This window comes from Pseudomonas sp. LG1E9 (assembly GCF_003290225.1).
GTDB lineage: Bacteria > Pseudomonadota > Gammaproteobacteria > Pseudomonadales > Pseudomonadaceae > Aquipseudomonas > Aquipseudomonas cyclaminis.
In genome coordinates this window covers 2,993,682-3,016,437 of sequence record NZ_CP029983.1, presented here as the reverse complement: position 1 = coordinate 3,016,437, position 22,756 = coordinate 2,993,682, and the positions used below count along the sequence as shown (strand labels likewise).

Annotated in this window: 22 protein-coding genes; 8 read left to right on the top strand and 14 right to left on the bottom strand. The window is 61.3% G+C overall.

Annotated features, from left to right (window positions below):
• Nucleotides 1–181: 181 nt before the first annotated feature.
• The 9 genes from DNK50_RS14255 to DNK50_RS14215 all read right to left on the bottom strand — a co-directional run bounded on the left by DNK50_RS14255 (nt 182) and on the right by DNK50_RS14215 (nt 11,451).
• Nucleotides 182–1,969 carry a glycosyl hydrolase family 28 protein gene (locus tag DNK50_RS14255; RefSeq protein WP_112196941.1) on the bottom strand — a complete coding sequence of 596 codons (1,788 nt, stop codon included), beginning with the start codon at nt 1,967–1,969 and terminating at the stop codon, nt 182–184.
• 240 nt (nt 1,970–2,209) lie between these two features.
• On the bottom strand, nt 2,210–3,121 hold the full coding sequence (kdgD, locus tag DNK50_RS14250; protein ID WP_099584520.1) for a 5-dehydro-4-deoxyglucarate dehydratase: 912 nt from the start codon (nt 3,119–3,121) through the stop codon (nt 2,210–2,212).
• A 190-nt stretch (nt 3,122–3,311) separates the two neighbouring features.
• Entirely contained in the window at nt 3,312–4,088 is a 777-nt protein-coding gene (locus DNK50_RS14245) for an ABC transporter ATP-binding protein (RefSeq protein ID WP_112194674.1), read from the bottom strand.
• Nucleotides 4,089–4,099: 11 nt separating this feature from the next.
• Complete coding sequence (locus tag DNK50_RS14240; protein WP_099584518.1) at nt 4,100–4,939, bottom strand: ABC transporter ATP-binding protein; 840 nt, start codon at nt 4,937–4,939, stop codon at nt 4,100–4,102.
• A 15-nt stretch (nt 4,940–4,954) separates the two neighbouring features.
• Nucleotides 4,955–5,872 carry an ABC transporter permease gene (locus DNK50_RS14235; RefSeq protein WP_160385064.1) on the bottom strand — a complete coding sequence of 306 codons (918 nt, stop codon included), beginning with the start codon at nt 5,870–5,872 and terminating at the stop codon, nt 4,955–4,957.
• Between the two features lie 32 nt (nt 5,873–5,904).
• A complete protein-coding gene (locus DNK50_RS14230; protein ID WP_112194672.1) occupies nt 5,905–7,515 on the bottom strand; it encodes an ABC transporter substrate-binding protein in 1,611 nt (536 codons plus the stop codon).
• A gap of 39 nt (nt 7,516–7,554) precedes the next feature.
• The gene (locus DNK50_RS14225) at nt 7,555–8,568 is read right to left on the bottom strand and encodes an ABC transporter permease (RefSeq protein ID WP_371929521.1); all 1,014 of its coding nucleotides are present in this window, start codon (nt 8,566–8,568) and stop codon (nt 7,555–7,557) included.
• 45 nt (nt 8,569–8,613) lie between these two features.
• On the bottom strand, nt 8,614–10,224 hold the full coding sequence (locus tag DNK50_RS14220; RefSeq protein WP_112194670.1) for an ABC transporter substrate-binding protein: 1,611 nt from the start codon (nt 10,222–10,224) through the stop codon (nt 8,614–8,616).
• A gap of 72 nt (nt 10,225–10,296) precedes the next feature.
• On the bottom strand, nt 10,297–11,451 hold the full coding sequence (locus DNK50_RS14215; RefSeq protein WP_099584514.1) for a mandelate racemase family protein: 1,155 nt from the start codon (nt 11,449–11,451) through the stop codon (nt 10,297–10,299).
• A 360-nt stretch (nt 11,452–11,811) separates the two neighbouring features.
• Here DNK50_RS14215 and DNK50_RS14210 point away from each other — a divergent pair, with 360 nt between their 5' ends.
• Nucleotides 11,812–12,537, top strand: coding sequence for an oligogalacturonate-specific porin KdgM family protein (locus tag DNK50_RS14210; RefSeq protein ID WP_099584513.1), 726 nt, complete (start codon nt 11,812–11,814; stop codon nt 12,535–12,537).
• 86 nt (nt 12,538–12,623) lie between these two features.
• Nucleotides 12,624–13,457 (top strand): NAD(P)-dependent oxidoreductase, encoded by an 834-nt coding sequence (locus DNK50_RS14205; RefSeq protein WP_112194668.1) that lies wholly within the window; start codon nt 12,624–12,626, stop codon nt 13,455–13,457.
• Here DNK50_RS14205 and DNK50_RS14200 read toward each other — a convergent pair.
• From DNK50_RS14200 to DNK50_RS14190, 3 genes are read right to left on the bottom strand one after another with little or no spacing between them, the layout of a single operon-like run.
• Nucleotides 13,397–14,176 carry a FadR/GntR family transcriptional regulator gene (locus DNK50_RS14200; RefSeq protein WP_099584511.1) on the bottom strand — a complete coding sequence of 260 codons (780 nt, stop codon included), beginning with the start codon at nt 14,174–14,176 and terminating at the stop codon, nt 13,397–13,399. The two genes, DNK50_RS14205 and DNK50_RS14200, sit on opposite strands and share 61 nt — an antisense overlap.
• Nucleotides 14,177–14,212: 36 nt before the next feature.
• Entirely contained in the window at nt 14,213–15,214 is a 1,002-nt protein-coding gene (locus tag DNK50_RS14195; RefSeq protein ID WP_099584510.1) for an NADP-dependent oxidoreductase, read from the bottom strand.
• 45 nt (nt 15,215–15,259) lie between these two features.
• A complete protein-coding gene (locus DNK50_RS14190; RefSeq protein ID WP_112194666.1) occupies nt 15,260–16,045 on the bottom strand; it encodes an SDR family oxidoreductase in 786 nt (261 codons plus the stop codon).
• Nucleotides 16,046–16,190: 145 nt separating this feature from the next.
• Between DNK50_RS14190 and DNK50_RS14185 the strand changes: the two genes are divergently transcribed.
• Nucleotides 16,191–16,757: a TetR/AcrR family transcriptional regulator gene (locus tag DNK50_RS14185; protein ID WP_099584595.1), complete on the top strand. Its 567-nt coding sequence runs from the start codon at nt 16,191–16,193 to the stop codon at nt 16,755–16,757.
• Here DNK50_RS14185 and hpaR read toward each other — a convergent pair.
• A complete protein-coding gene (gene hpaR, locus DNK50_RS14180; protein ID WP_099584508.1) occupies nt 16,747–17,169 on the bottom strand; it encodes a homoprotocatechuate degradation operon regulator HpaR in 423 nt (140 codons plus the stop codon). The genes DNK50_RS14185 and hpaR overlap by 11 nt on opposite strands.
• Before the next feature lie 172 nt (nt 17,170–17,341).
• Nucleotides 17,342–18,247 (bottom strand): 4-hydroxyphenylacetate catabolism regulatory protein HpaA, encoded by a 906-nt coding sequence (gene hpaA / locus DNK50_RS14175; RefSeq protein ID WP_112194664.1) that lies wholly within the window; start codon nt 18,245–18,247, stop codon nt 17,342–17,344.
• Between the two features lie 178 nt (nt 18,248–18,425).
• On the opposite strand from hpaA, the gene DNK50_RS14170 reads away from it, so the two are divergent.
• The 5 genes from DNK50_RS14170 (at nt 18,426) to DNK50_RS14150 (ending at nt 22,706) form a co-directional block, all read left to right on the top strand.
• Nucleotides 18,426–19,085, top strand: coding sequence for a fumarylacetoacetate hydrolase family protein (locus DNK50_RS14170; protein ID WP_112194662.1), 660 nt, complete (start codon nt 18,426–18,428; stop codon nt 19,083–19,085).
• A 12-nt stretch (nt 19,086–19,097) separates the two neighbouring features.
• Nucleotides 19,098–19,868 carry a fumarylacetoacetate hydrolase family protein gene (locus DNK50_RS14165; protein ID WP_112194660.1) on the top strand — a complete coding sequence of 257 codons (771 nt, stop codon included), beginning with the start codon at nt 19,098–19,100 and terminating at the stop codon, nt 19,866–19,868.
• A 5-nt stretch (nt 19,869–19,873) separates the two neighbouring features.
• On the top strand, nt 19,874–21,334 hold the full coding sequence (gene hpaE / locus DNK50_RS14160; RefSeq protein WP_112194658.1) for a 5-carboxymethyl-2-hydroxymuconate semialdehyde dehydrogenase: 1,461 nt from the start codon (nt 19,874–19,876) through the stop codon (nt 21,332–21,334).
• A gap of 76 nt (nt 21,335–21,410) precedes the next feature.
• Entirely contained in the window at nt 21,411–22,268 is an 858-nt protein-coding gene (gene hpaD / locus DNK50_RS14155; protein ID WP_112194656.1) for a 3,4-dihydroxyphenylacetate 2,3-dioxygenase, read from the top strand.
• Between the two features lie 45 nt (nt 22,269–22,313).
• Nucleotides 22,314–22,706: a 5-carboxymethyl-2-hydroxymuconate Delta-isomerase gene (locus tag DNK50_RS14150; protein WP_099584502.1), complete on the top strand. Its 393-nt coding sequence runs from the start codon at nt 22,314–22,316 to the stop codon at nt 22,704–22,706.
• Nucleotides 22,707–22,756: the final 50 nt, after the last annotated feature.

Genomic DNA, 22,756 nt, shown 5'->3' with positions numbered 1-22,756 from the left:
GCTAATGTCACACAACCCTGTAGTGAGCGGGCTTGCCCCGCGCTGGGCTGCGCAGCAGCCCCAACAAGGCCACCGCAGAGTGCCAGAATTAAGCGAGGTGAAGGTTTTGGGGCTGCTACGCAGCCCAGCGCGGGGCAAGCCCGCTCACCACAAAAGCCGCTCACCACAAGAATATGGTGGTTCAGGGCGTCGGTTGCACGTCCTTGAAGACCACCCCTTGGCTACCGCTCACTTGCCACGGATTGGCGCCGCCGGTCTGGCTGAACACCACGTGCTCGAAGCGTGAGTCTTTCAACCCATCGATACGCGCCTTGGCCGCGCCGCTGAAACGTACGCGCTCAAACACCAAACCCTCATGGTAGGCGCTGTGCGCAGCATCGCCCTTGACTTCGATCGCCGCGCCTTGGGCGTTTTCCACGCTGACATCGCTCACGCGGATGTCCTTGAACTGCCCGGCAATTGTTGAGCGCTCGTAGTCGAGTTTGGCGTTGGGGTCGTTGTAGTCAAGGGTGAAGATGAAGGCCTGCTTGACCGTGTTGCGAATCGCCGAATCACGGAAGGTGACGTTGCGCGCACCACCGCCCATGAAGTTGGTGCTTTTCATGCGCAGCCCGGCGTCGGTGCCGTCGGAGACGTTGTCTTCAGCCAGGATGTTCTGGATCCATGCGCCTGTATGACTGCCAGCCACCACCATGCCGTGGCCCTTGCGGAAGTAGTTGTTGAAAATCCACGCATCTTCCTGAGGCGACTGGTGCACGGCATTCGCACCGGTGCCGGCGGCGAAGTTGACGCAGTCGTCGCCGGTGTCGAAGAAGTTGTTGAAGACCATCGCGCCCTTGCTGTTGGCGAATTCGATGCCGTCCCCGTTGTTGGCGTCGTAGGTCTTGTGGGTGGTGTTGGCCAGCACCACGTTTTCAGTCTCCAGGTTCATGATGCCGTGGAACGCCGGGTTGAGTACGGTGAAGCCGCCGTAGAACACGTTCTTGACGTTGCGCAGGGTGATCAACGAGGAACGCATCTGCCCATAGGCGTCCTTGACGTTCATGCCCCGTGCCACGGCTTGCTCGACCTGGGCCTTGGCGAGGATGCCGTCCTGGGCATAGCGGGTGTTGTCGCTGGGCAGGTAGAACGGCAGCGCCTGGCCGCGCTCGTCGATGACGTCGGCGTTGCGCTTCCAGCCGTTGCCGTCGAGGGTGCCCTTGCCGACGATGCGGATGTTTTCGAACGTTTGATGCTGGCGCGGATCGCGGGGCAACGCGTTGATCAGCGAGGCTGGGCGCACGGTGGTGGAATACGGGTACTGGATATAACCGGCCAATGGGTAATCTTCAGCGCGTTCGGAACCGAGCAGGGTCGCGCCTTCGGCGATCTCCAGGGTCATGTTGCTCTTGAGGTAGAGCGCGCCGCTTTTATAGGTACCTTTGGGCAGCAGGACTTTGCAGCCTGGGGTGCAGGCATCGACGGCGTTCTGGATCGCCAGGGTATCAAGGTGGCTACCGTCGCCTTTGGCGCCGTATTTCTTCACGTCAAACAGCGCCGCAACCTGGGTGGTACGTTGCTGTACGGGGGCGCTGTCTGCCGACTCCTTGCCGTTTGCGTCCACCGAACGCACGGTGAAACGGTAGGCCGTGTCGGGCTTCAAGCCTTGGGCGGTGTAGCTGTGGATGCCGATGCGATGGTGGAAGTTGGCCGTGTCCTGGCGGTAGAACTGGTCGATATAGGGCTTGGCCGGTGACACCTGATCGTTGTTGGCGTTGGCACTGCCCAACAACACGCCGTTGGCGTACACGTGGTAATCCTGGATGCCGCCATGATCGGCAGGCTTCTCCCAGACCAGGATGATCTGCTGATCGTCATAGGCCAGGGTGGGTACTTGCAGTTTTGACGGTGCTTGCAGCGCCCAGGACAGCGGGCTGCAACCGAGGGCGATAAGGGCAAGCGCGCAATGCGCTGAGGGTTTATACGGCATGTTGTTCTCCTTGTTTTTGCCGGTATTCACGTTGAAGGGCTGCATCTGTTGCGTGGAAGCTTCGAGGTATTGGCTGCGATTGAGGAAGGTTGAATCTATTCCCCCAGCAATCCCCGTAGGAGCTGTCGAGCTTTAGCGAGGCTGCGATGCAGGCGACTCGGTTTTGCCGACACACCGCAGCGATCCCATCGCAGCCTCGCTGGGGCTCGACAGCTCCTACATTGGAGGTTCGTACTCGCCTTACTGGGCGCCGAGGGCCTCGATCAGCACCGCCAGTTGCTCCACTTCATCGGGCAGCAAGTCGGTCAGCGGCGCACGTACCGGGCCGGCGTCATGGCCAACCAAACGCGCACCGGCCTTGACGATGCTCACGCCATAACCTTCACAGCGGTTGCGAATCGCCAGGTACGGCAGGAAGAAATCATCAATCAAACGGCCCACGGTCGCGTGGTCGTCGGCAGCCACGGCGCGGTAGAAGTCCATCGCGGTTTTCGGGATGAAGTTGAACACCGCCGAGGAATAGACCGGCACGCCGAGGGCTTTGTAGGCAGCGGCGTAGACTTCGGCAGTCGGCAGGCCGCCGAGGTAGGTCAGGCGGTCGCCCAGGCGACGGCGGATGCTGACCATGGATTCGACCTCACCAATGCCATCCTTGAAGCCGATCAGGTTCGGGCAGCGCTCGGCCAGCTGTTCCAGGCTGTCGGCGTTGAGGCGGCACAGGTTGCGGTTGTACACCACCACGCCGAAATCCACCGAGTTGCACACTTGCTCAACGTGCGCCACCAAGCCCTTCTGGCTGGCTTCGGTGAGGTAATGGGGCATCAGCAAAATACCCGCGGCGCCCAGGCGCTCGGCTTCCTGGGCGTAAGCGATGGCTTGGCGCGTCGGGCCACCGGCACCGGCGAGGATCGGCACCTGACCTTTGCAGGTGTCCACGGCAGTCTTGATGATCTGCGTGTATTCCTTGGACTCCAGGGAGAAGAATTCCCCGGTGCCCCCTGCCGCGAACAACGCACTGGCGCCATAAGGCGCCAGCCATTCCAGGCGGCGAGCGTAGGTGTCGGCGCGGAAGTCGCCGGCGGCATCAAAGTCGGTGACCGGGAACGAGAGCAAGCCGGAAGACAGGACTGTTTTTAGTTCTTGTGGCGTCATGTTCGCAAACCTTTATTCGAAATTTGAATGGAATATCTTAAGAGGTATGTCATCGTACAACTACAAAAATAGTAATGCCACCCTCTAAACGCCTTTCATGGTTAAAATGCCATTAAACCCAATGAAATAAGCGTTTATTCACATCAATAAATAAATGAACCAAAGCACAGTCATATGATGACTAGCGCTTTTAGCCTACACGTCGCCGCTCGGACTCCTGACTGAAGTCACGGCTGGCCTGCACCAGCATGCGCGTGTAATCGTGCTCCGCCTGGTCCTGGCTAAGGGCCTGACAGTCGAGCAGTTCGACGATCTTGCCGTGCTGCATCACCGCCACCCGGTCGCACAAGTGAGTCACCACGCCCAGGTCATGGGTCACCAGCAAGTAGGTGAGTTTCTCGCGCTGACGCAGGTCCGCCAGCAGGTTGAGGATCTCGGCCTGGACCGACACATCCAGCGCCGAGGTCGGTTCATCCAGCAACAGCACCCGTGGCTCCAGGATCAAGGCCCGCGCAATTGCCACGCGCTGGCGCTGCCCGCCGGACAGTTGGTGCGGGTAGCGAAAGCGGAAACTGTCGTTCAGGCCAACCTTGAGCAGGATCTCGTTGATGCGGTCGTCCTTGTCCCCTACCCCGTGGATAATCAGCGGCTCGCGCAATGCGGTGTCGATGGTGTGTCGAGGGTGCAAGGAGCCGTAAGGATCCTGGAAGACCATTTGCACCTTGCGAAAGTGCTCCTTGGAAATTTTGTGATGCAACGGCGCGCCGGCAATGCTCAGCTCGCCGTTCCAGTGCCGGTATTGTCCGGCCAGACAGCGCAGCACGGTGGTCTTGCCCGAGCCGGACTCCCCCACCAGGCCGAACGATTCTCCGTCGGCGACACTCAGGCTCACATCGTGCAGCACTTGGTTGATGGCAGCGCCTGTGCCGAAGCTCAGGTTCAAGGCGTGCGCTTGGATCATGGGCATGGTCGGGTTCCTTATTGGGTCAGCCAGAGAGGATCGCGCTTGAGCACCGGCAGGTGCGCACGGCGGTTATCCATGCTCGGCAGCGCGGCCAGCAGGCCACGGGTGTAGGGGTGCTCGGCGTAGTGCAGGTCACAGGCGGCCAGGGATTCGACGACGCGCCCGGCATACATCACCAGCACGCGGTCGCAGTAGTTGCGCACCAGGTTGAGGTCGTGGCTGACGAAGATCAGCCCCATCTGCTGCTGGTCCACCAACTCTTCCAGCACGTTGAGCACTTGTTGGCGCACCGAGACATCCAGAGCCGAGGTGGGCTCGTCGGCGATGATCACTTCCGGACGGGTGATCACCATCATCGCGATCATGATGCGCTGCCCCATGCCGCCGGAGACTTCGTGGGGGTACAGGTTATAGACGCGCTGCGGGTCGCGGATGTGCACCTGCTCCAGCATCTGCAGCACGCGCTCACGGGCATCGCTGCGGCTGGCCTTGTGGTGGGCCAAGTAGGCTTCGGCGATCTGGTCGCCGACCTTGACCACTGGGTTCAGCGAATACTTGGGGTCCTGCATGATCATCGAGATGCGCTGGCCGCGAATCTTCTGCATGGCTTTTTCACTGGCCGACAGCAGGTCGACCTCGCCAAACGCCATGGCCTTGGCGGTGATCCTGGCGCTGGGCGGATGCAGCTTGAGCAGGCTGCGGCCCACGGTGGATTTACCGGAGCCGGACTCACCGACAATCGCCAGTTTTTCACGGCCCAAGGTGAAGGACACATCGCGCACGGCGTGGGTTTCTTTCTGGCCACTGACGAAGCGCACGTTAAGCCCTTCGACATTCAGTTTGATGGCGGACATCAGGTGTTCCTCCGATTATTCGCTGCGCGGATCAAGGATGTCCCGCAGGCCATCGCCCAACAGGTTGAAAGCCAGGCTGACCAGCATGATCGCCGCCCCTGGCACCGCCACCAGCCACCAGCATTCGAGCATGTAGCGGCGGCCAGTGGAGATCATTGCGCCCCACTCCGGCAGCGGCGCCTGGGCGCCCAGGCCTAGAAAGCCCAGTGCCGCAGCGGTGAGGATGATCCCCGCCATGTTCATGGTCAGGCGGATGATCACCGAGGACAGGCACATCGGCACGATATGGCGCAGGATAATCCGCGCCGGCGAGGCGCCTTGCAGCTCCACCGCGACGACGAAATCAGCGTTACGCAAGGACAGGGTTTCAGCCCGCGCCAGCCGCGCAATCGGCGGCCAGGAGGTCAAGGCTATCGCCACCACCGCATGTTCCAGGCCAGGGCCGAGCGCCGCGATAAAGGCCAGGGCCAGGACCAGGCTGGGGAAGGAGATGAAGATGTCGGTCAGGCGCATGAACACGGTGTCGACCGCGCCACCGAAGTAGCCCGATACGGTGCCGATAAACAACCCGATCGGCCCCACAATCACCGTCACCAGACCAATGATGTACAGCGTGATCCGCGAGCCGTAGACCAGCCGGCTGAAGATGTCCCGGCCATATTCATCGGTGCCGAACCAATGCGCCGAGCCCGGTGCCTGCAAGGCATTGGCAAGATTCTGCGCCACCGGATCGTGGGTGGCGATCCACGGCGCAAAGGCCGCGACGACCACCAACAGCAGCGCCACCAGCAGGCCTGCCAGGGTCATGGGGTTGCGCAACAGGTGACGCAACACCCGCAGGCCACTCTTGCAAAAAGCATCGAAGCTGGAGCCTGGCGAGCGATCCACCGGGCGCTTCGTCGCCGATTCGATGGAAGACAGATTGGCATTCATAAGCATCTTCTCTGTGTGAATTCTGGAAGCACTCAACGCTGCTTGTAGACACCCAGGTAACGGGTGGCCTCGGCATCGTCACCGGTGAAGCCCTTGACGTCGGCAGCGCTGACCACGGTGTCGGTCATCTGCGAAATCATCAGGATCGGCCCCACTTGCTGGTCGTAAAGGTTTTGCGCCTGGTGGTACAGGCTGACCCGCTGCGCCGAATCACGCGTCACGCCGGCCTGGTCGATCAGGCTGTTGATCTGCGGATTGAAAAACGAAGCGCGCCAGCCCTGGAAGTTCGGCAGGCCGGCGTCATCGCTGTTGTTGGGGTTGTAGGCAAAGGTGCGCAGGCTGAAATACGGGTGCGGGTAACGCTCGGCGCCACGGGCCACGATGATCTCGAAATTGCGCGCGCGCATCGCGCCGTACACCTGGTTGCCGGTACCGGTGACGATACTGGCCTTGATCCCGCCTTCGGCCAGCGTGGCTTGCAAGCGCGCAGCGATATCAATGAACGGCGGCTCCGACAGCGTGCGAATGGTGGTGTTGAAGCCCTCGGGGTAACCGGCCTCTGCCAGCAGGGCTTTCGCCTTGGCCACGTCCATGTGATAGCCGGGATCCGGCAGCCGCGCTTCCAGGCCCAACTGCATCGGCTGCTGGTTGAGCTTGCCGTAATACGGCATCACTTGTTGGTCCAGGCCTTTGTAGTCGATCAGGTTGCGCACCGCTTCGCGCACCTTGGGCTTGGCGAATTCCGGCTGCTTCATGCTCATGGCGACGTAGTACATGGTGCCGCGTGGCAGCGACTGCACCTGGATCTTGTCCGAGCCGTCGATGGCGCGAATGTCCGGTGCGGCCATGCCGTAGGCCAGGTCCAGATCGCCGCGTTCGAGCATCAGGCGCAGGGACTGGGACTCGGTCATGTGCCGCACCACCACGCGCTTGAGCTTGGCCGCGCCGCCCCAGTAGCCATCGAAACGCGTCAGCAGCAGCGAGTCGTTGGCGCTCCATTTGGTCAGCACGAAGGGGCCGCTACCCGCCTCGTTCGTCACCAGCCAACCGGCGCCGAGGTCACCGTTTTTTTCATGGGCCAGGGCGGTCTTGCGGTCCACGATCACGGCGCTGGGCGAGATCGCCAGGGAGTCCACCAACAACAAGGGGTCCATGGTCTGCGGCAGGTCGACCACCAGGGTGTGGGCATCCGTGGCGCGGATCAGCGCCTGAATGTTGTCGACGCTGTAGCCATAGGCTTTCCAGGTGGTCGCCAGGCCGAAGTTGAGCTTCATCACGCGGTACAGCGACCACGCCACATCTTCGGCGGTCAGCGGGTTGCCCGAATGGAATTTCACGTCCTGGCGCAGATAAAACGTCACCTGCTTGCCGTCCTCGCTGATGTCCCAGCGTTCGGCCAGTTGCGGCAGGTGTTTTTCCGGGTTGCCCTGGTCACGCTTGATCAGCGTGTCGTAAAGGTTGGCATTGACGCCTGACGCATCCAGGCCGGGCGCGTTGGCCGGGTCGATGGAGAACAGGTTGACCATGCTCATGCCGACGATCAGCTGATCGGCCGGGGTCTTGGCGCTGGCCAGGGTCATCGGGCCGAGGGCGAGGATGGCGGTCAGCAGGCCGAGGTGCAGTTTCGAAAATACAGTCGTCATTAAAGAATCCTTCTTTTTATAGTTTTTTTGCGTAGCGCCTTAACGAGTGCGCGGATCGAACACCTTGTACAAGGCATCGCTGATCAGGTTGAGCGCGACGAAAATCAGGCCGATCACCAGCACGCAGCCCATCACCGCGTTCATGTCACCGAGCATCAGGCTGCTGGTGAGATATTGGCCGAACCCCGGCCAGGCGAACACGGTTTCGATCAGCACTGCACCTTCGAGCAGCGAGCCGTAGGCCAGCGCAACCACGGTGAGCAACTGCACGAGGATGTTGCGAAACGCATGCCCCCACACCACTTGGCGCCGGGACAAACCCTTGACCCGTGCGGTGATGATGTACTCCTGGGACAACTGCTCCAGCATGAAACTGCGGGTCATGCGGCTGATGTACGCCACCGAGTTCAGGCCCAGGATCAGCGCCGGCAACACGATATGCCGCAGAGCGCTGGCGAAGGCATCCCAGTCGCGGGCGAGTGAGGTGTCGATCAGCAACAGGCCGGTAACCTCGGGCACCATGCCGTCGTAGGCCAGGTCGATGCGCCCCGCGCCGCCAGCCCAGCCGAGCCAGGCGTAGAAGACCAGCAGGCCCATCATGCCCAGCCAGAAAATCGGTGTGGAATAACCGAACAGGGTGATCACCCGCGCCACGTGGTCGCCGAGCCGACCTTGATTGCTCGCCGCACACACGCCCAGCGGCAAGCCGATCAGCACGCCGAACAGGATCGCCAACGTGGCCAGTTCGATGGTCGCCGGGAACACGCGCAGGATGTCATCCAGCACTGGGTGGCCGGTGAGCAGCGCATTGCCGAAATCACCGTGGAGCAGGTCATTGAGGTAAAGGCCGAACTGGGTCCAGATCGGCTTGTCGAGGCCCATCGACCGGTACACCTGGTCGTAGGTGGAGCTGTCGGCGTCCGGCCCGACTACCGCCAGCACGGGGTCAAGCGGCATGACCCGGCCGATGATAAAGGTCAGCGCCAACAGGCCGAGCAACGTCACCAGCACGGTGCTGGCGCGCCGTAGGGTATTGGAAGCGCGAGCGCCCATGACAGAGGCAGTCATAACAAACATAGTGAGCTCCTGGTAAATCGATCAGCGCTTTTTGTAGACGTCTTTGTAGCGCGTGGTCGCAGCGGTGTGGCCCTGGAAGTCGGCCACGTCGGTGTACACCACCACGGTGTCGGTCATCTGCGAGACCGGCAAAATGGCCCCGACCTGCTGATCGACCTGCGCCTGGATCTCGCGGTACTGCGTCAGTTGTTTGTCGGCATCCGGTTCGACTTCTGCATGCTCAATCAACTGGTTCAGTTCAGGGCTGTAGAACGAGGTGCGCCAGCCCTGGAAGTTGGTCAGTTTGGCTTCATCGCGGTTATCCGGGTTGTACACCAGGGTGCGCAGGCTGGAATGGGGATGACGCTCCGCCCCGCCACCGCCGCGACCGACGATGATGTCGAAGGTGCGCTCGCGCATGGCGCCGTAGATCTGGTTACCGGTGCCGGTAATGATGCTGGCTTCGATACCGGCCTGGGCCAGGGTCGATTGCAGGTTGGAGGCAATGTTGATGAAGGGCGGTTCGGCCAGCACGCGAATGGTGGTCTTGAAGCCGTTCGGGTAACCGGCTTCAGCCAGCCAGGCCTTGGCCTGCTCGACGCTGAGTTTGTAGCCGGGATCCGGCAGGCGCGCCGCCAGACCCAATGGCATCGGCCGCTGGTTGATCACGCCGTAATGAGGCATGACCGTCTGGTTGATGCCCTGGTAGTCGATCAGCGAACGCACGGCCTTGCGCACACGCGCATCGGCGAACATCGGCTGCTTCACACTCAGGGCCACGTAATACAGGGTGCCGCGTTGCAGGGTCTGGGTGCGCACCTTGTCACTTTTTTGCAGGGCTTCGATGTCCGGCGCCGACATGCCTTTGGCAATGTCCAGGTCGCCGCGCTCGATCATCAGGCGCAACGACTGCGACTCGGTCATGTTGCGCATCACGATGCGCTTGAGCTTGGCCGGGCCGCCCCAGTAACCGTCGAAGCGGGTCATCAGGATGACATCGTTGGCGCGCCAGTCATTGAGCACAAATGCGCCGCTGCCGGCGGCGTGGGTCACCAGCCAGGCGGCGCCCATGTCGCTGCCTTTCTGGTGTTCGAGGACTTTTTTGCGGTCGAGGATGAACGCACTCGGCGAGGTCGCCAGGGTGTTGAGCACCAGCAGCGGATCGGTCGGCCGTGGCAGTTCGATCACGAACGTATTGGCATCCGTGGCGCGCATGTAGCGCTCGACGTTTTCGGCGGTGAACCCGTAGGCCTTCCAGGTGGAGGCCAGCGCGAGGTTGAGCTTGAGCACCCGGTGCAGCGACCAGGCGACGTCTTCGGCGCTCAAGTCATTGCCGGACTGGAACTTCACCCCACTGCGCAGGTTGAAGGTCAGGGTCTTGCGGTCTTCACTGACCTGCCAGCGCTCGGCCAGCGCCGGTACCAGGCGATCTGGCTGGGCGACGTCCTGCACCAGCAACATGTCATACAGGTTGGCGTTGATTTCCGACACGTCCAGGCCGGTGGCGGCCGCCGGGTCGAGGGACAGCAGATTGATCATGCTCATGCCGACGATCAGCTGATCGGCCGGGGTTTTGGCAAAGCTTGCAGGTACGGCGGTAACGGCCAGGGCGGCAACGAATACCCGCGCCCACAGCGAAGGGAATATGTTCATAGCGAGAGTGCCTTTTTTATATTTATAGGGCTCTCGGCCAGCTCAACGTATGCCGAACTGACCGTTTACACGTCAGAAGCTCTTGAGCGTATTGGTCTCGATGTAGTTGAAATTGATGTCTTCGCCCAGGCCCGGCGCGTCGGACAGGTGCACAAACCCATCGTTGTCCATCGGGTCCACCAGGCGATTGAGGTAGGCCGGTACTTCGTCGTAGTCCAGGTACGGGTGCAACAGGCCACGCTCATACCAAGTGCAGTTCTTGATCGCGCCGACCACCGCCAGGTTGGCAGCGCCGTTGCCGTGAATTTCGCAGTCCATGCCAAACGATTCGGCCAGGTGCGCGACCTTCAGGCACGGCGCAATGCCGCCGACGCCCGCAACACCGGCACGCAAGATATCGCACACATCGTGCTTGACCCAACTGGCGCGAGCGAGGTGTTTGCCGGACAGGGTTTCCGGGCCAAGCACCGGAATATCCAGCTGCCCTGCGAGCCAGGCATAGGACTCGGCGGACTCTTCCATCATCGGTTCTTCGAACCAGGCGAAGTCGAGTTTCTCCAGCTCGCGACCGATGTACAGCGCCTCGGTGCGGCTGTACCAGTGGTAACCGTCGAGCATCAGCGCGATGTCCGGGCCAACCGCTTCACGCACGGCCGCGCAGGCTTTGACGTCGATGCGCGGGCTCGGCGCGAAGGACACCGGCGGCATCCAGGTGTGCAGCTTGATGGCCTTGTAGCCGCGCTGCACCAGGGTCTCGGCGAAGCGCCCGTAATCTTCGGGGGTAGCGAGGCCGCCGGGCAGCTCGTCGCCACACATGGTCGAGCCGTAGGCCGGCACCTTGTCGCGGAAACCACCAATCAACTTGTGCACCGGCACGCCGAGTTTGCGCCCCGCCCAATCCCACAGCGCCTGCTCAACCAGAGCCAAGGCGCGGTCGGTCAGTTGGCTGGCACTGCCACGCTGCCAATGGGCGAGGTCCTGCCAGATCTTTTCGCGATCAAAGGCGTTCTGCCCCACCAGCACTTTGCGCACGAACCCATCCAGCACATACGGGCGGATCAATTCAGGGGCGCCGAACGCAAAACCTTCCTGGCCGTCTTCAGTCTGGATGCGCAGCAAAGCCATCTGCGCCTGGGTGACATCACCGGGGTGGGCATGGCCGGCGCTGTCGACTGCGCGGCGGGTCGGGTAGGAAAACACCTGGACGTTGACTGCTGTGATTCTCATGGACGTCTTAAGCCTTCTTATTGGATTTGAGACAGGAATGTCGTCTGTTGAGACCGATCATAGGTCATCGTACAACACTTGAAAAGACCCAATAATCTGCCCCGCCTTAACGTGATTTTCCCGCAAAACCCCGTAAAACCCCTATTTTTAAAGACAACCAATGAATAACAGCGGTTGCTGTAAAGCCCTATTCATAGGGGACATATGTTTCAAAGTGTTTCAAATCGACCGATAACCGCTAGACGAGTCGTCTTGTCGTACGATAACGTATATCGGCACCTTAGATGAGAGCCACACGCAACAACGCATCGCCGTAGCAACCGTCAAACGACCCTAACAAAAACAAAAAAAGAAGACCGTATGAACACCACCCTACGCACGCTCGTTACTGCCCTGGCCCTCGGCCTGCCGCTGTATGTCAGCGCTGACTCTGCCAGCATCAACTACCGCCACCAGTTCACTGAGGAAGACAGCGCCCACGCTGACCGAATCAAGCTCAACTACCGCCTGGACAGTGGCCTGGGTTTTGAAGCGGAAATGAAATACCGCACGGCCGGGGACCGTGAAGATGTGGCCTACGACAACATGGTCAACAACGGGCATGAGTTCACTGTGAGCTACAACTACAAGCTCAGCCCGCAATCGACGTTGACCCCGGCGTTCCAGATGGACAGCTCGAAGGACTCGACCACCTACAAGCTGGGTCTCAAGTACAACTACAAGATCAACGATGCCTTCTACGCCGCCACGCGCTATCGCCTGGACACCAAGAAACTGGACCGCGACCAGGTCAATGAAGACCTGCCTGACCACATCAAGGATGACCAGACCACCCATCGTTTCGAAGGCTGGCTGGGCTACACGCCGGCCAGTAAGTGGGCGTACGAATATCAGTTCATCTACTTCAAGACTGACTACATCCGCTACGACAACAAGAAGAGCGACTACGAACAGAACCTGATCGTCAAATACAAGCTCACCAAGGAATGGGCCCCGTTCATGGAGATTGGTGATGTGAAGGTCAACTCCACCACTGAGGACCGCCAGGCGCGGTGGCGCCTGGGCATCCAATACAACTTCATGTAACGCCCCCTCCCCGCGACTTGCCTGGCGAACGCGCATCGCTCGCCAGGCAACGCCTATGCCTTCAGCGCTCAAAGGAAGACCTGACCATGACCACACAGCCCAAACCCTTCACCCGCATTCTGCTCACCGGCGCCGCCGGCGGCCTGGGGCAGATCCTGCGCGAAACCCTGCAGGCCCACGCCCACATCGTGCGCGCCTCGGACATCAGCGCCATGGCGCCCAGCGCGGGCGCACACGACGAAGTGATCCAGTGCAACCTGGCCGACAAGGCTGCCGTGGCGGCGCTGGTCGATGGCGTTGACGCGATCGTGCACCTGGGCGGGATTTCAGTGGAGCGGCCGTTCGAGGAGATTCTCGACGCCAATATTCGCGGCACCTTCCATATTTACGAGGCGGCGCGGCAACAGGGGGTCAAGCGGATTGTGTTCGCCAGCTCCAACCACGTCACCGGTTTTTACCCCCAGGACGTGGAACTGGATGTGCACGCACAGCGCCGCCCGGATGGTTACTACGCGCTCTCCAAGGCTTACGGCGAAGACCTGGCGGCGTTCTATTTCCATCGCTACGGGATTGAAACCGTGAGCTTGCGCATTGGCTCGTCGTTCCCCGAACCGCGTAACCGACGGATGCTGCACACCTGGCTGAGCTATGCGGACCTCGATCATCTGGTAGCGCGCGCCCTGCTGGCCAAGGACGTAGGGCACAGTGTGGTGTATGGCGTTTCAGCCAATAAGGAGCGCTGGTGGAGCAATCGGCATGCCGAGCACCTGGGCTTTGCGCCGCAGGACAGCTCGGAGCAGTTTCGCGCCAAGGTCGAGCAGCAACCGCAACCGGCGGCGGATGAACCCGGCGCCGGGCTTCAAGGCGGCGCGTTCACCGCAGCGGGGCCGTTCGACAATTCGGCGGCCGCCGCTTCATAGGCCCGGCGCATACGTTCGCGACTGTTGGACAGATGCAGGCGCATAGCGGCGCGAGCGGCGTCTGCGTCGCGGCGCAAAATGGCTTTGTAGATGTCCTCGTGCTCGCGGCTCAGACGCTCCAGGTAGGGCTCTTTATTGGCGTTGGCCAAGCGCTTTGAGTGCAAGCGTGTACGCGGCAGGATGTTGACCCCGAGGTGCAACATGATGTCGGTGAAATAGCGATTGCCGGTGGCCAACGCGATCTGCTGGTGAAACTGGAAGTCTGCCGTCACCGCGTAATCGGCACTCACCGCCCGCGAATTCAGCGCATCCAGTGAGTCGCGCATCACCTGCAATTGCTGTTCGGTGCGGCCCACACAGGCCAGGCCGGCCGCTTCCACTTCCAGGCAGATGCGCAGCTCCAGCACCGCCAGCACGTCCTGCAGGGTGACGATGGTGTCCGGGTCGATCCGAAACCCGCTGGGGCTGGGAATATCCTTCACAAACGTGCCGACGCCGTGCCGGGTTTCCACCAGGCCAGAAGCTTGCAGACGCGAGATGGCCTCACGCACCACGGTGCGACTCACGCCGTGTTCGGCCATCACTTCGGATTCGGTAGGCAGTTTGGTTGCGCGCGCAAGTTCCCCGGTGCAGATGCGCCGGGAAAGCTCGGTGACCAGTTCTTCAGCCAGGCTGCGGTGCCGGCGGCGAACGGTGGGCTGGACGTTCGGGTTGTCCATCAAGAACGGGTATCTCGGTTGGCGAATGAATGCCCATCATAGCGCATTCAGTTGTACGACAACCTTCCCTTTAGCCCGCCCCGTCTCCACATAGGCCAACGCCTCCGCTGTCGACTCAAACGCGAAGGTGCGGTCCACCACCGGCTTGATCGCACCCGACTCCACCAGTGCGGTGATCTCACGCAGTTGCTCGCCATTGGCCCGCATGAACACGAATGAGTAGCTGACCCCGCATTGACGCGCTTTGCGTCGAATGCCGTAGCTCAATAGACCCATGACGCGCTTCAAGACCCAGGACAAGCCTTGCTCCTGGGCAAACTGCGGTGTCGGCGGGCCAGCGATGGAAATGAGCCGTCCGCCGGGCTTGAGGACTTTGAGCGATTTCGCCAGTACGTCTGCGCCCAGGCTGTTGAGGACCACGTCATAGCCTTGCAGGACACTATCGAATGCCTGCTTCTGGTAATCGATGACCAGGTCCGCCCCCAAAGCCTTGACCCATTCGACATTGCGCGTACTGGTGGTCGTCGCCACAAACGCGCCCAAGTGCTTGGCCAGTTGAATCGCGATCGTGCCCACACCGCCCGAGCCTGCATGAATCAGCACCTTCTGGCCTTTTTTGAGCTGGGCGGTTTCCACCAGCACCTGCCACGCGGTCAAGCTGACCAGCGGTAGCGCTGCCGCCTGCGTCATGTCGAGGTTGCCGGGCTTGAATGCCAACGCATCTTCCCTCACGCAGACCCGCTCGGCGAAGGTGCCGATGCGCTCGTCATGAGGCCGCGCATAGACCTCGTCGCCCGGCTTGAAGCGCTTGACCTTGGCCCCTGTCCGCACGACCACACCCGCCAAGTCATTGCCCAGCACCAGCGGGAACCGATACGGCAGGATCAGCTTGAACTCGCCCTTTCTGATCTTGGCGTCCAACAGGTTGATGCTGGCGGCATGCACCTGCACCAGCACCTCGTTATCCCGCACTTCAGGCTCGGGCAACTGGCCGATCCGACCAGGGTCTTTGTAGCGTTCGATGAAAAATGCCTTCATGGGATCAGCTCTGTACGGAGTAAGTCGGCGGTACGCGATTGCACATTATTGAGGACGATAGCGCTCGGCGGCGTGGGCCTGACGCAGTTCCGCCAGCAACCCCTGACGCGCAGACTGGAGGCTGTCCCAGCGCGCGGCGTCGTGCAGCGGCGGTATGGTCACGAGTTCGCGGCGGTCGAAGCCGATCAGTGCGGCATCCACCAGCTCGCCCACCTCCATGACCTCCGGCAGCGTGTTGATGTCGATGCCCGAGCGTTCCCAGATTTCAGTGCGAGTGGCTGCCGGCAGTACTGCCTGTACATAAACGCCCTTGCCGGAAAGTTCCAGACTCATGCCCTGGGACAGGAATTGCACGAACGCCTTGGTCGCGCCATACAGCGTCATTCCCAACTCCGGTGCCAGGCCGACCACCGAGCCGATATTCACGATGGCGCCTTCGCCGGCCTCTGCCAATCTCGGGGCAATTGCCCGGGCGAGCCGCGTCAGCGAGGTGACGTTCAGCGCGATCAGTTGCTCGATGCTTTCGCCTGTCTGTGCCATGAAATCTCCCGTTTGGGCGGCGCCTGCGTTGTTGATCAGCACGCCGATGCGCGTGTCATCGCGCAGGCGTGCTTCAACAACAGCCAGGTCCGCTTGCTGAGTGAGATCGGCCTGCAGCACATCCACCGCCACGCCGTGCTCCTGACGCAAGCGCGCAGCCAGGGTGTCCAGCCGCGCCTTGTCGCGGGCAACCAGCACCAGGTCGTGGCCGCGCTGGGCAAAGCGCTCGGCGTAGGTGGCGCCAATACCGCTGGACGCGCCGGTGATCAGGATAGAAGAAGCGTTCGTCATGGCTGTGCTCTCTAGGTTAACAACGATTAGGTGGGACGGCCTTTATGATGTCGATCATAATCTTATTCGTCAATGGTTTTGATGCTGATCGACATCAATGTATAGTAAGGCGCAGAAAACAGTGGTCAGCAGCGAGGGTCAGGGTATGAGGGTCAGCAAAGCACAAGTGCAGTTAAACCGGGCGCACATCGTCGAAACGGCCTCCCGGTTGTTCCGCGAGCGCGGTTATGACGGCGTCGGCGTGGCCGACCTTATGGCCGAAGCCGGATTCACCCATGGCGGGTTCTACAAGCACTTCGGGTCAAAGGCCGACTTGATGGCTGAAGCTGCCGCCAGCGGGCTGTGCCAATCGCTGACCGACAGCGCGGGGCTTGGCGCCGATGAGTTCTTCAATCGTTACGTGTCCAGGGAGCACCGTGATGCGCCCGGCCAGGGTTGCACGATGTCAGCCCTGTGCGGGGATGCCGCGCGCCAGTCAGAAACGGTCAAGGCGACGTTCGCCGAAGGCATCGACAACGCGCTGGCCGCCCTTCAACAGGACGCTGGCGGGCAGGATGAGGACGTTCGGGCACAGATGATCAACCGGTTCGCCCATGCCATCGGCGCCATTGTGTTATCCCGCGCCTGCCCTGACGACTCGCCATTGGCGGATGAAATCCTGGAGGTTTGCCGCAGGGCATTGCTCGCTGACGAATCAGCCCTCAAGGCTTGATATTTTTCAGCTCATTGAGCAAACCCAGCAATTGCTCCATTTTCTCCGCGCCAAACTGCGCCTCGATTTTCTGGTAGTTGCTTTCCATGCCCGCACTCATGGAGACGAAGCACTGCTGGCCGCGTTCGGTCAGGTCGACAAACACACGGCGCTGATCCTGGCTGGACTTCTGCCGACGCACCAGGCCATCACGTTCCAGGCGGCTGAGCACGCCGGTCATGCTCGGCTTGAGAATGCACGCCTGCTGGGCCAGTTGATGGCTTTCGAGTTCACCCTGCTGGTGCAGTATGCGAATGACTCGCCACTGTTGTTCGGTCAATTCGTGCTGGTTCAGCGCGGGTCGGAAAAAAGCCATTGCGGCTTCACGCGCTTGCAGCAGGGTCAGGGTCAGCGACGGTCGGGGGTTGGCCATATCGGCACCAGTTGGAGGGGCGAGTCGGCAGCTTAGTGTCGCGGGCCAGCAGGTGCAAGCCTATGAAAAGTGCAATCGGTTCCGTGTAAAAGCCATTCTGTCGCACCGCTGAGCTGGTCATGCTGATCCGTACAAGATCAACAAGACCAAGGCGCACTCCCCCATGCCTGGCTCAACGCAAACCCAATTGCCGCTGGCGGTACTCCCCCGGAGTGAGCTCTGCGTAGCGCTGGAAAAACCGACTGAAATAGGCCGGGTCCTTGAAGCCGAGCTGGTAGCAGATTTCATTGGCGGAGCTGCCCGTGAACATCAGCAGCCGCTTGGCCTCCTGCATGAGCCGCTCCAGGATCAGGCGCTTGGACGGCAGGTCGGCGATACGCCGGCACACATCGTTGAGCCGTGCCTCGGTCACCCCGATGCCTTGCGCATACCGCGACAACGGCCAGTGCTGCTGGTAGTGCGCTTCAATCAACTCGTTGAAGCGGTGGAAAATCCTCAAGTCTTCATGCCGCGCCGGCGTGGCTTTGAGCGAGTGGGAGCACAGCCGCAACAGGCTGATCATGATCAAGCGCGTCAGGCTGTCCAGGGCCGCACTGTGCCCTGGACGCGGGGCCTCGACCTCTTCGCTGAGTGCCTCGAACAAAAAATCCAGGCGGCGGATTTCACTCGTGTAGTGCGGCCCCAACTGCGCCAGCGCCACACACGCGGCCGGCAGTTGCGCGCCGGCCGGCGCGAGGCTGGGGTCGGCATCGATCAGTTGCCAGACCAGTTGCTGACGCACCGTCAACACATGCCCGTCGCTGTCGGCCTCAGTCACAAAGGCGTGCGGCACGGTAGGCGGCGTGAGAAAGAACATCGGCCCCGACTCGACGTACTGCTGGTCATCCAGATAGACGCGCACCGTGCCGCTTTTCACGTAGTGCACCTGGAAGAACCGGTCGTGGCGGTGGACCGGCATATTGCGCCCGAAAAACCCCGCCAGGTTGGCCAGCCGGTCGTAATGGACCTGCGCGTCGCTGTAGCGCTGGTCGTACACCTGGCCAATGTTGATGTTCGGGATGGGTTGCCGGTCGGTCATCGCACGCTACTCGTTTTTATTCTGATTGGCGGGGTGCTGCCACGCTCATCCTGCATCGATTCGGGCCGCACAACCACCGCATCGAGAGTGTGCCACGCTTGACGATAGTTAACATCTTAATTATAACTGTTAACACATTAACGAAATACAGGGCCCCATGGCTCTGCCAGGAGAACGCATGAGCCGCGCCTTGCATGACGTCGCGACGGGCACCCTTTTTGGGGTCGCGCTGAACTACCAGGGGTTGCTGAAACAGCACCTCGCCGAATTCGAACAACCGCCGTACCAGAAGCCCCCGGTCAAGCCGGTGCTGTTTATCAAGACGCCCAATACGCGCAACCAGCACGGCGCCAACGTTGTGCACCCAGGCCAGGGCGAACGCTTGCAACCCGGCCCGGCCTTGGGGGTGGTGATGGCCAAGAGTGCCAGCCGCGTCAGCCAGGCCGACGCGCTCGATTACGTCGCCGGATTCACCATTATCAATGAATTCAGCCTGCCGGAAGACAGCTACTACCGCCCCGCCGTCAAAGCCAAATGCCGGGATGGTTTCTGCGCCATCGGGCCAGAGTTGGTACCCACCGCCCAGGTCGCCGACCCGCACAGCCTGGCAATCACGCTGTACGTCAACGGCGAGATTCGCCAGCACAACACCACGGCAAACTGCGTGCGCAGCATTGCGTTGCTGATCGCCGAAATCAGCGAGTTCATGACCCTGCACGCCGGCGATGTGCTGATCACCGGCACACCGGAAGGTCGCGTCGATGTGCAGCCGGGTGACACCGTCGAAGTCGAAATCAGCGGTTTGGGCCGCCTCGTCAACCACGTCGTGGCCGAGTAAACAGGAGCTTCCATGAAACACGCCCGTATCCAGTTTGAAGGCCAGATCCACCTCGCCCACGTCGAAGACCACAACGCCGTGCGCCTGGCCGATGGTCGCCTGCTGGCCGAAGACCAAGTGCAATGGCTGCCACCGGCCACCGGCAGCATGTTTGCCCTGGGCTTGAACTACGCCGATCACGCCGCAGAGTTGGCGTTCAAGCCACCGACCGAGCCGCTGGCTTTCATCAAGTCGCCAGGCACCTACACCGGCCACAACCAGGTGACCTGGCGCCCGGACAACGTCGCCTACATGCACTACGAGTGCGAACTGGTGGCCGTCATCGGCAAACCGGCACGCAACGTCAAACGCGCAGACGCGCTGGACTACGTGGCGGGCTACACGGTGTGCAACGACTACGCGATCCGCGACTACCTGGAAAACTACTACCGCCCCAACCTGCGCGTGAAAAACCGCGACGCCACCACGCCGGTCGGTCCGTGGATCGTCGACGTGGCCGACGTGCCAGACCCGAGCAACCTGACCCTGCGCACCTGGATCAACGGTGAACTGCGCCAGGAAGGCAGCACCAAGGACATGATTTTCGACATCCCCTACCTGATCGAATACCTGTCCAGCTTCATGACCTTGCAGCCCGGCGACATGATCGCCACCGGCACGCCGGAAGGCCTGGCAGACGTGGTGCCCGGTGATGAAGTGGTGGTGGAAGTAGAAGGCGTCGGCCGCCTGGTCAATCGAATTGTCAGCGAAGCGGCGTTCTTCAGCGCCCGTAAAGAGGCTTGAGCAGCATGATCAAACACTGGATCAACGGCCGTGAGGTCGAAAGCAAAGACGTGTTCGTCAACTACAACCCGGCCACCGGCGACGCCATCGGTGAAGTCGCCAGCGGCGGCGCCGAAGAAGTGGCCCAGGCCGTAGCCGCCGCCAAGGAAGCCTTTCCGAAGTGGGCAGGCACGCCGGCCAAAGAACGTGCGCGCCTGATGCGCAAGCTGGGTGAACTGATCGAACAGAACGTGCCGCACCTGGCCGAGCTGGAAACCCTCGACACCGGCCTGCCAATCCACCAGACCAAAAACGTGTTGATCCCCCGCGCTTCGCACAACTTCGATTTCTTCGCCGAAGTCTGCACGCGCATGGACGGCCACAGCTACCCGGTCGACGACCAGATGCTCAACTACACCCTGTACCAACCGGTGGGTGTCTGCGCGCTGGTGTCGCCGTGGAATGTGCCGTTCATGACGGCCACCTGGAAGACCGCGCCATGCCTGGCGCTGGGCAATACCGCCGTGCTGAAAATGTCCGAACTGTCGCCATTGACCGCCAACGAACTGGGGCGCCTGGCTGTGGAAGCCGGCATTCCCAACGGCGTGCTGAACGTGATCCAGGGCTACGGCGCCACGGCCGGTGATGCGTTGGTGCGTCACCCGGATGTACGTGCGATTTCCTTCACCGGCGGCACCGCCACCGGCAAGAAGATCATGCAGACCGCCGGCCTGAAAAAGTACTCCATGGAACTGGGCGGCAAGTCGCCGGTGCTGATCTTTGAAGACGCCGACCTGGAACGCGCACTCGACGCGGCACTGTTCACGATCTTCTCGCTCAATGGCGAACGCTGCACCGCCGGCAGCCGGATCTTTATCCAGGAAAGCGTGTACCCGCAGTTCGTCGCCGAGTTTGCCGCCCGCGCCAAACGCTTGATCGTCGGCGACCCGCAAGACCCGAAAACCCAAGTCGGCTCGATGATCACCCAAGCCCACTACGACAAGGTCACCGGCTACATCAAGATCGGCCTTGAAGAAGGCGCCACCCTCCTCGCCGGCGGCCTGGAACGCCCGGCCAACTTGCCGGCGCACTTGAGCAAAGGCCAGTTTATCCAGCCGACGGTGTTCGCTGACGTGAGCAACAGCATGCGCATTGCCCAGGAAGAAATCTTCGGCCCGGTGGTGTGCCTGATTCCCTTCAAGGACGAAGCCGAAGCCCTCAAGCTGGCCAACGAAACCGAGTATGGCCTGGCGTCGTACATCTGGACCCAGGACATCGGCAAGGCGCATCGTCTGGCCTACGGCATCGAAGCCGGCATGGTGTTCATCAACAGCCAGAACGTACGCGACCTGCGCCAGCCGTTCGGTGGCGTGAAAGGCTCCGGCACCGGCCGTGAAGGCGGCCAATACAGCTTCGAGGTGTTCGCCGAGATCAAGAACGTGTGCATCTCGATGGGCAGCCATCACATTCCACGCTGGGGCGTCTGATTTAGACCGGCGAGGGAGCTTGCTCCCTCATCACCCGAAGCCCCCAAGACAAGAATAATTATTCAGGAGAATCATCATGGGCGAAGTCGTCCTGGCTGCGAAAATCTGCCATGTACCCTCGATGTATTTGTCGGAGCTGCCCGGCAAGCACCACGGCTGCCGTGAAGCGGCGATTGCCGGCCACAAGGAAATCGGGCGCCGCGCCCGCGAACTGGGCGCCGATACCGCCGTGGTGTTCGATGTGCACTGGCTGGTCAATAGCGCCTATCACGTCAACAGCGGCGAGCACTTCAAGGGCACCTACACCAGCAACGAGCTGCCGCACTTCATCAAAAACATGGACTACGAATACCCAGGCTGCCCGGAGCTGGGCGAACTGATCGCCGCTGAAGCCAACGCCGCCGACGTGCGCACCCTGGCCCACAACATCCCCAGCCTGGAGCTGGAATACGGCACGCTGGTGCCGATGCGCTACATGCACATGGGCGTGCCTGAAGATCAGAAATTCAATGTCGTGTCGATCGCCGCCTGGTGCGCCTGGCATCGCCTGCAAGACAGCTTCACCTTTGGCGCCGCCGTGCGCCGGGCCATCGAAAAGAGCGACCGCAAAGTCGTGGTGCTGGCCTCGGGTTCTCTGTCGCACCGGTTCTCCGACGACCGCAATGCCGAAGCCAATATCCATAACTGGACGCGGGAATTCGACAAACAGGTCGACCTGCATGTGGTGGAACTGTGGCGCCAGGGCCGCTGGAAAGAGTTCTGCGCCATGCTGCCGGACTATGCCGAACACTGCTTTGGCGAAGGCAAGATGCACGACACCGCAATGCTCCTCGGGCTGCTTGGCGGGCCGGATTATGACAAGCCTGCCGAGATCATCACCGCGCCGTTTGGCAGCTCGGGCACCGGGCAGATCAACGCTGTTTTCCCTGTTTGACCGTATGGCCACACGGTGTCGCCGTGTGGCCTGAAGGAGCCATTCATGCCCCATTTCATCGCTGAATACACCGACAACATCGAACAGCAGGCGGACTTGCCCGGCCTGTTTGAAAAAGTCCACGCCACCCTGGGCGACAGCGGCGTATTCCCGCTGGGCGGCATCCGCAGCCGTGGCGTGCGTCTGGACACCTGGCGCATGGCCGATGGCAAGCACGACTACGCCTTCGTGCACATGACTCTCAAGGTCGGCCACGGTCGCGACCTGGCAACCCGGCAGAAGGTCGCCGAACAGCTCTTCGAGGTGATCACCGGGCACTTTGCCGCGCTTCAGGCCCAACGCCTGCTGGCCTTGTCGTTTGAAATGATCGAACTGCACGAGCAGCTCAACTTCAAGCAGAACAACGTGCACGCCTTCCTCAAGGCGCAGGTGGGCTAGCACGCCCCGCCTGCTCACGCCATCGGCCTTCTCAGACAAAAAGTATAAAA

Bases quoted from the DNA above. Each gene is read 5' to 3' on its own strand.
- DNK50_RS14185 (WP_099584595.1), top strand. From the start codon at position 16,191: ATGAGGGTCAGCAAAGCACAAGTGCAGTTAAACCGGGCGCACATCGTC.
- DNK50_RS14245 (WP_112194674.1), bottom strand. From the start codon at position 4,088: ATGCCCATGATCCAAGCGCACGCCTTGAACCTGAGCTTCGGCACAGGC.
- DNK50_RS14225 (WP_371929521.1), bottom strand. From the start codon at position 8,568: ATGGGCGCTCGCGCTTCCAATACCCTACGGCGCGCCAGCACCGTGCTG.
- DNK50_RS14200 (WP_099584511.1), bottom strand. From the start codon at position 14,176: ATGGACAACCCGAACGTCCAGCCCACCGTTCGCCGCCGGCACCGCAGC.
- DNK50_RS14240 (WP_099584518.1), bottom strand. From the start codon at position 4,939: ATGTCCGCCATCAAACTGAATGTCGAAGGGCTTAACGTGCGCTTCGTC.
- DNK50_RS14170 (WP_112194662.1), top strand. From the start codon at position 18,426: ATGAGCCGCGCCTTGCATGACGTCGCGACGGGCACCCTTTTTGGGGTC.
- hpaR (WP_099584508.1), bottom strand. From the start codon at position 17,169: ATGGCCAACCCCCGACCGTCGCTGACCCTGACCCTGCTGCAAGCGCGT.
- DNK50_RS14230 (WP_112194672.1), bottom strand. From the start codon at position 7,515: ATGACGACTGTATTTTCGAAACTGCACCTCGGCCTGCTGACCGCCATC.
- DNK50_RS14190 (WP_112194666.1), bottom strand. From the start codon at position 16,045: ATGACGAACGCTTCTTCTATCCTGATCACCGGCGCGTCCAGCGGTATT.
- hpaA (WP_112194664.1), bottom strand. From the start codon at position 18,247: ATGACCGACCGGCAACCCATCCCGAACATCAACATTGGCCAGGTGTAC.
- DNK50_RS14215 (WP_099584514.1), bottom strand. From the start codon at position 11,451: ATGAGAATCACAGCAGTCAACGTCCAGGTGTTTTCCTACCCGACCCGC.
- kdgD (WP_099584520.1), bottom strand. From the start codon at position 3,121: ATGACGCCACAAGAACTAAAAACAGTCCTGTCTTCCGGCTTGCTCTCG.
- hpaE (WP_112194658.1), top strand. From the start codon at position 19,874: ATGATCAAACACTGGATCAACGGCCGTGAGGTCGAAAGCAAAGACGTG.
- DNK50_RS14220 (WP_112194670.1), bottom strand. From the start codon at position 10,224: ATGAACATATTCCCTTCGCTGTGGGCGCGGGTATTCGTTGCCGCCCTG.
- DNK50_RS14235 (WP_160385064.1), bottom strand. From the start codon at position 5,872: ATGAATGCCAATCTGTCTTCCATCGAATCGGCGACGAAGCGCCCGGTG.
- DNK50_RS14165 (WP_112194660.1), top strand. From the start codon at position 19,098: ATGAAACACGCCCGTATCCAGTTTGAAGGCCAGATCCACCTCGCCCAC.
- DNK50_RS14195 (WP_099584510.1), bottom strand. From the start codon at position 15,214: ATGAAGGCATTTTTCATCGAACGCTACAAAGACCCTGGTCGGATCGGC.
- DNK50_RS14205 (WP_112194668.1), top strand. From the start codon at position 12,624: ATGACCACACAGCCCAAACCCTTCACCCGCATTCTGCTCACCGGCGCC.
- DNK50_RS14150 (WP_099584502.1), top strand. From the start codon at position 22,314: ATGCCCCATTTCATCGCTGAATACACCGACAACATCGAACAGCAGGCG.
- hpaD (WP_112194656.1), top strand. From the start codon at position 21,411: ATGGGCGAAGTCGTCCTGGCTGCGAAAATCTGCCATGTACCCTCGATG.
- DNK50_RS14255 (WP_112196941.1), bottom strand. From the start codon at position 1,969: ATGCCGTATAAACCCTCAGCGCATTGCGCGCTTGCCCTTATCGCCCTC.
- DNK50_RS14210 (WP_099584513.1), top strand. From the start codon at position 11,812: ATGAACACCACCCTACGCACGCTCGTTACTGCCCTGGCCCTCGGCCTG.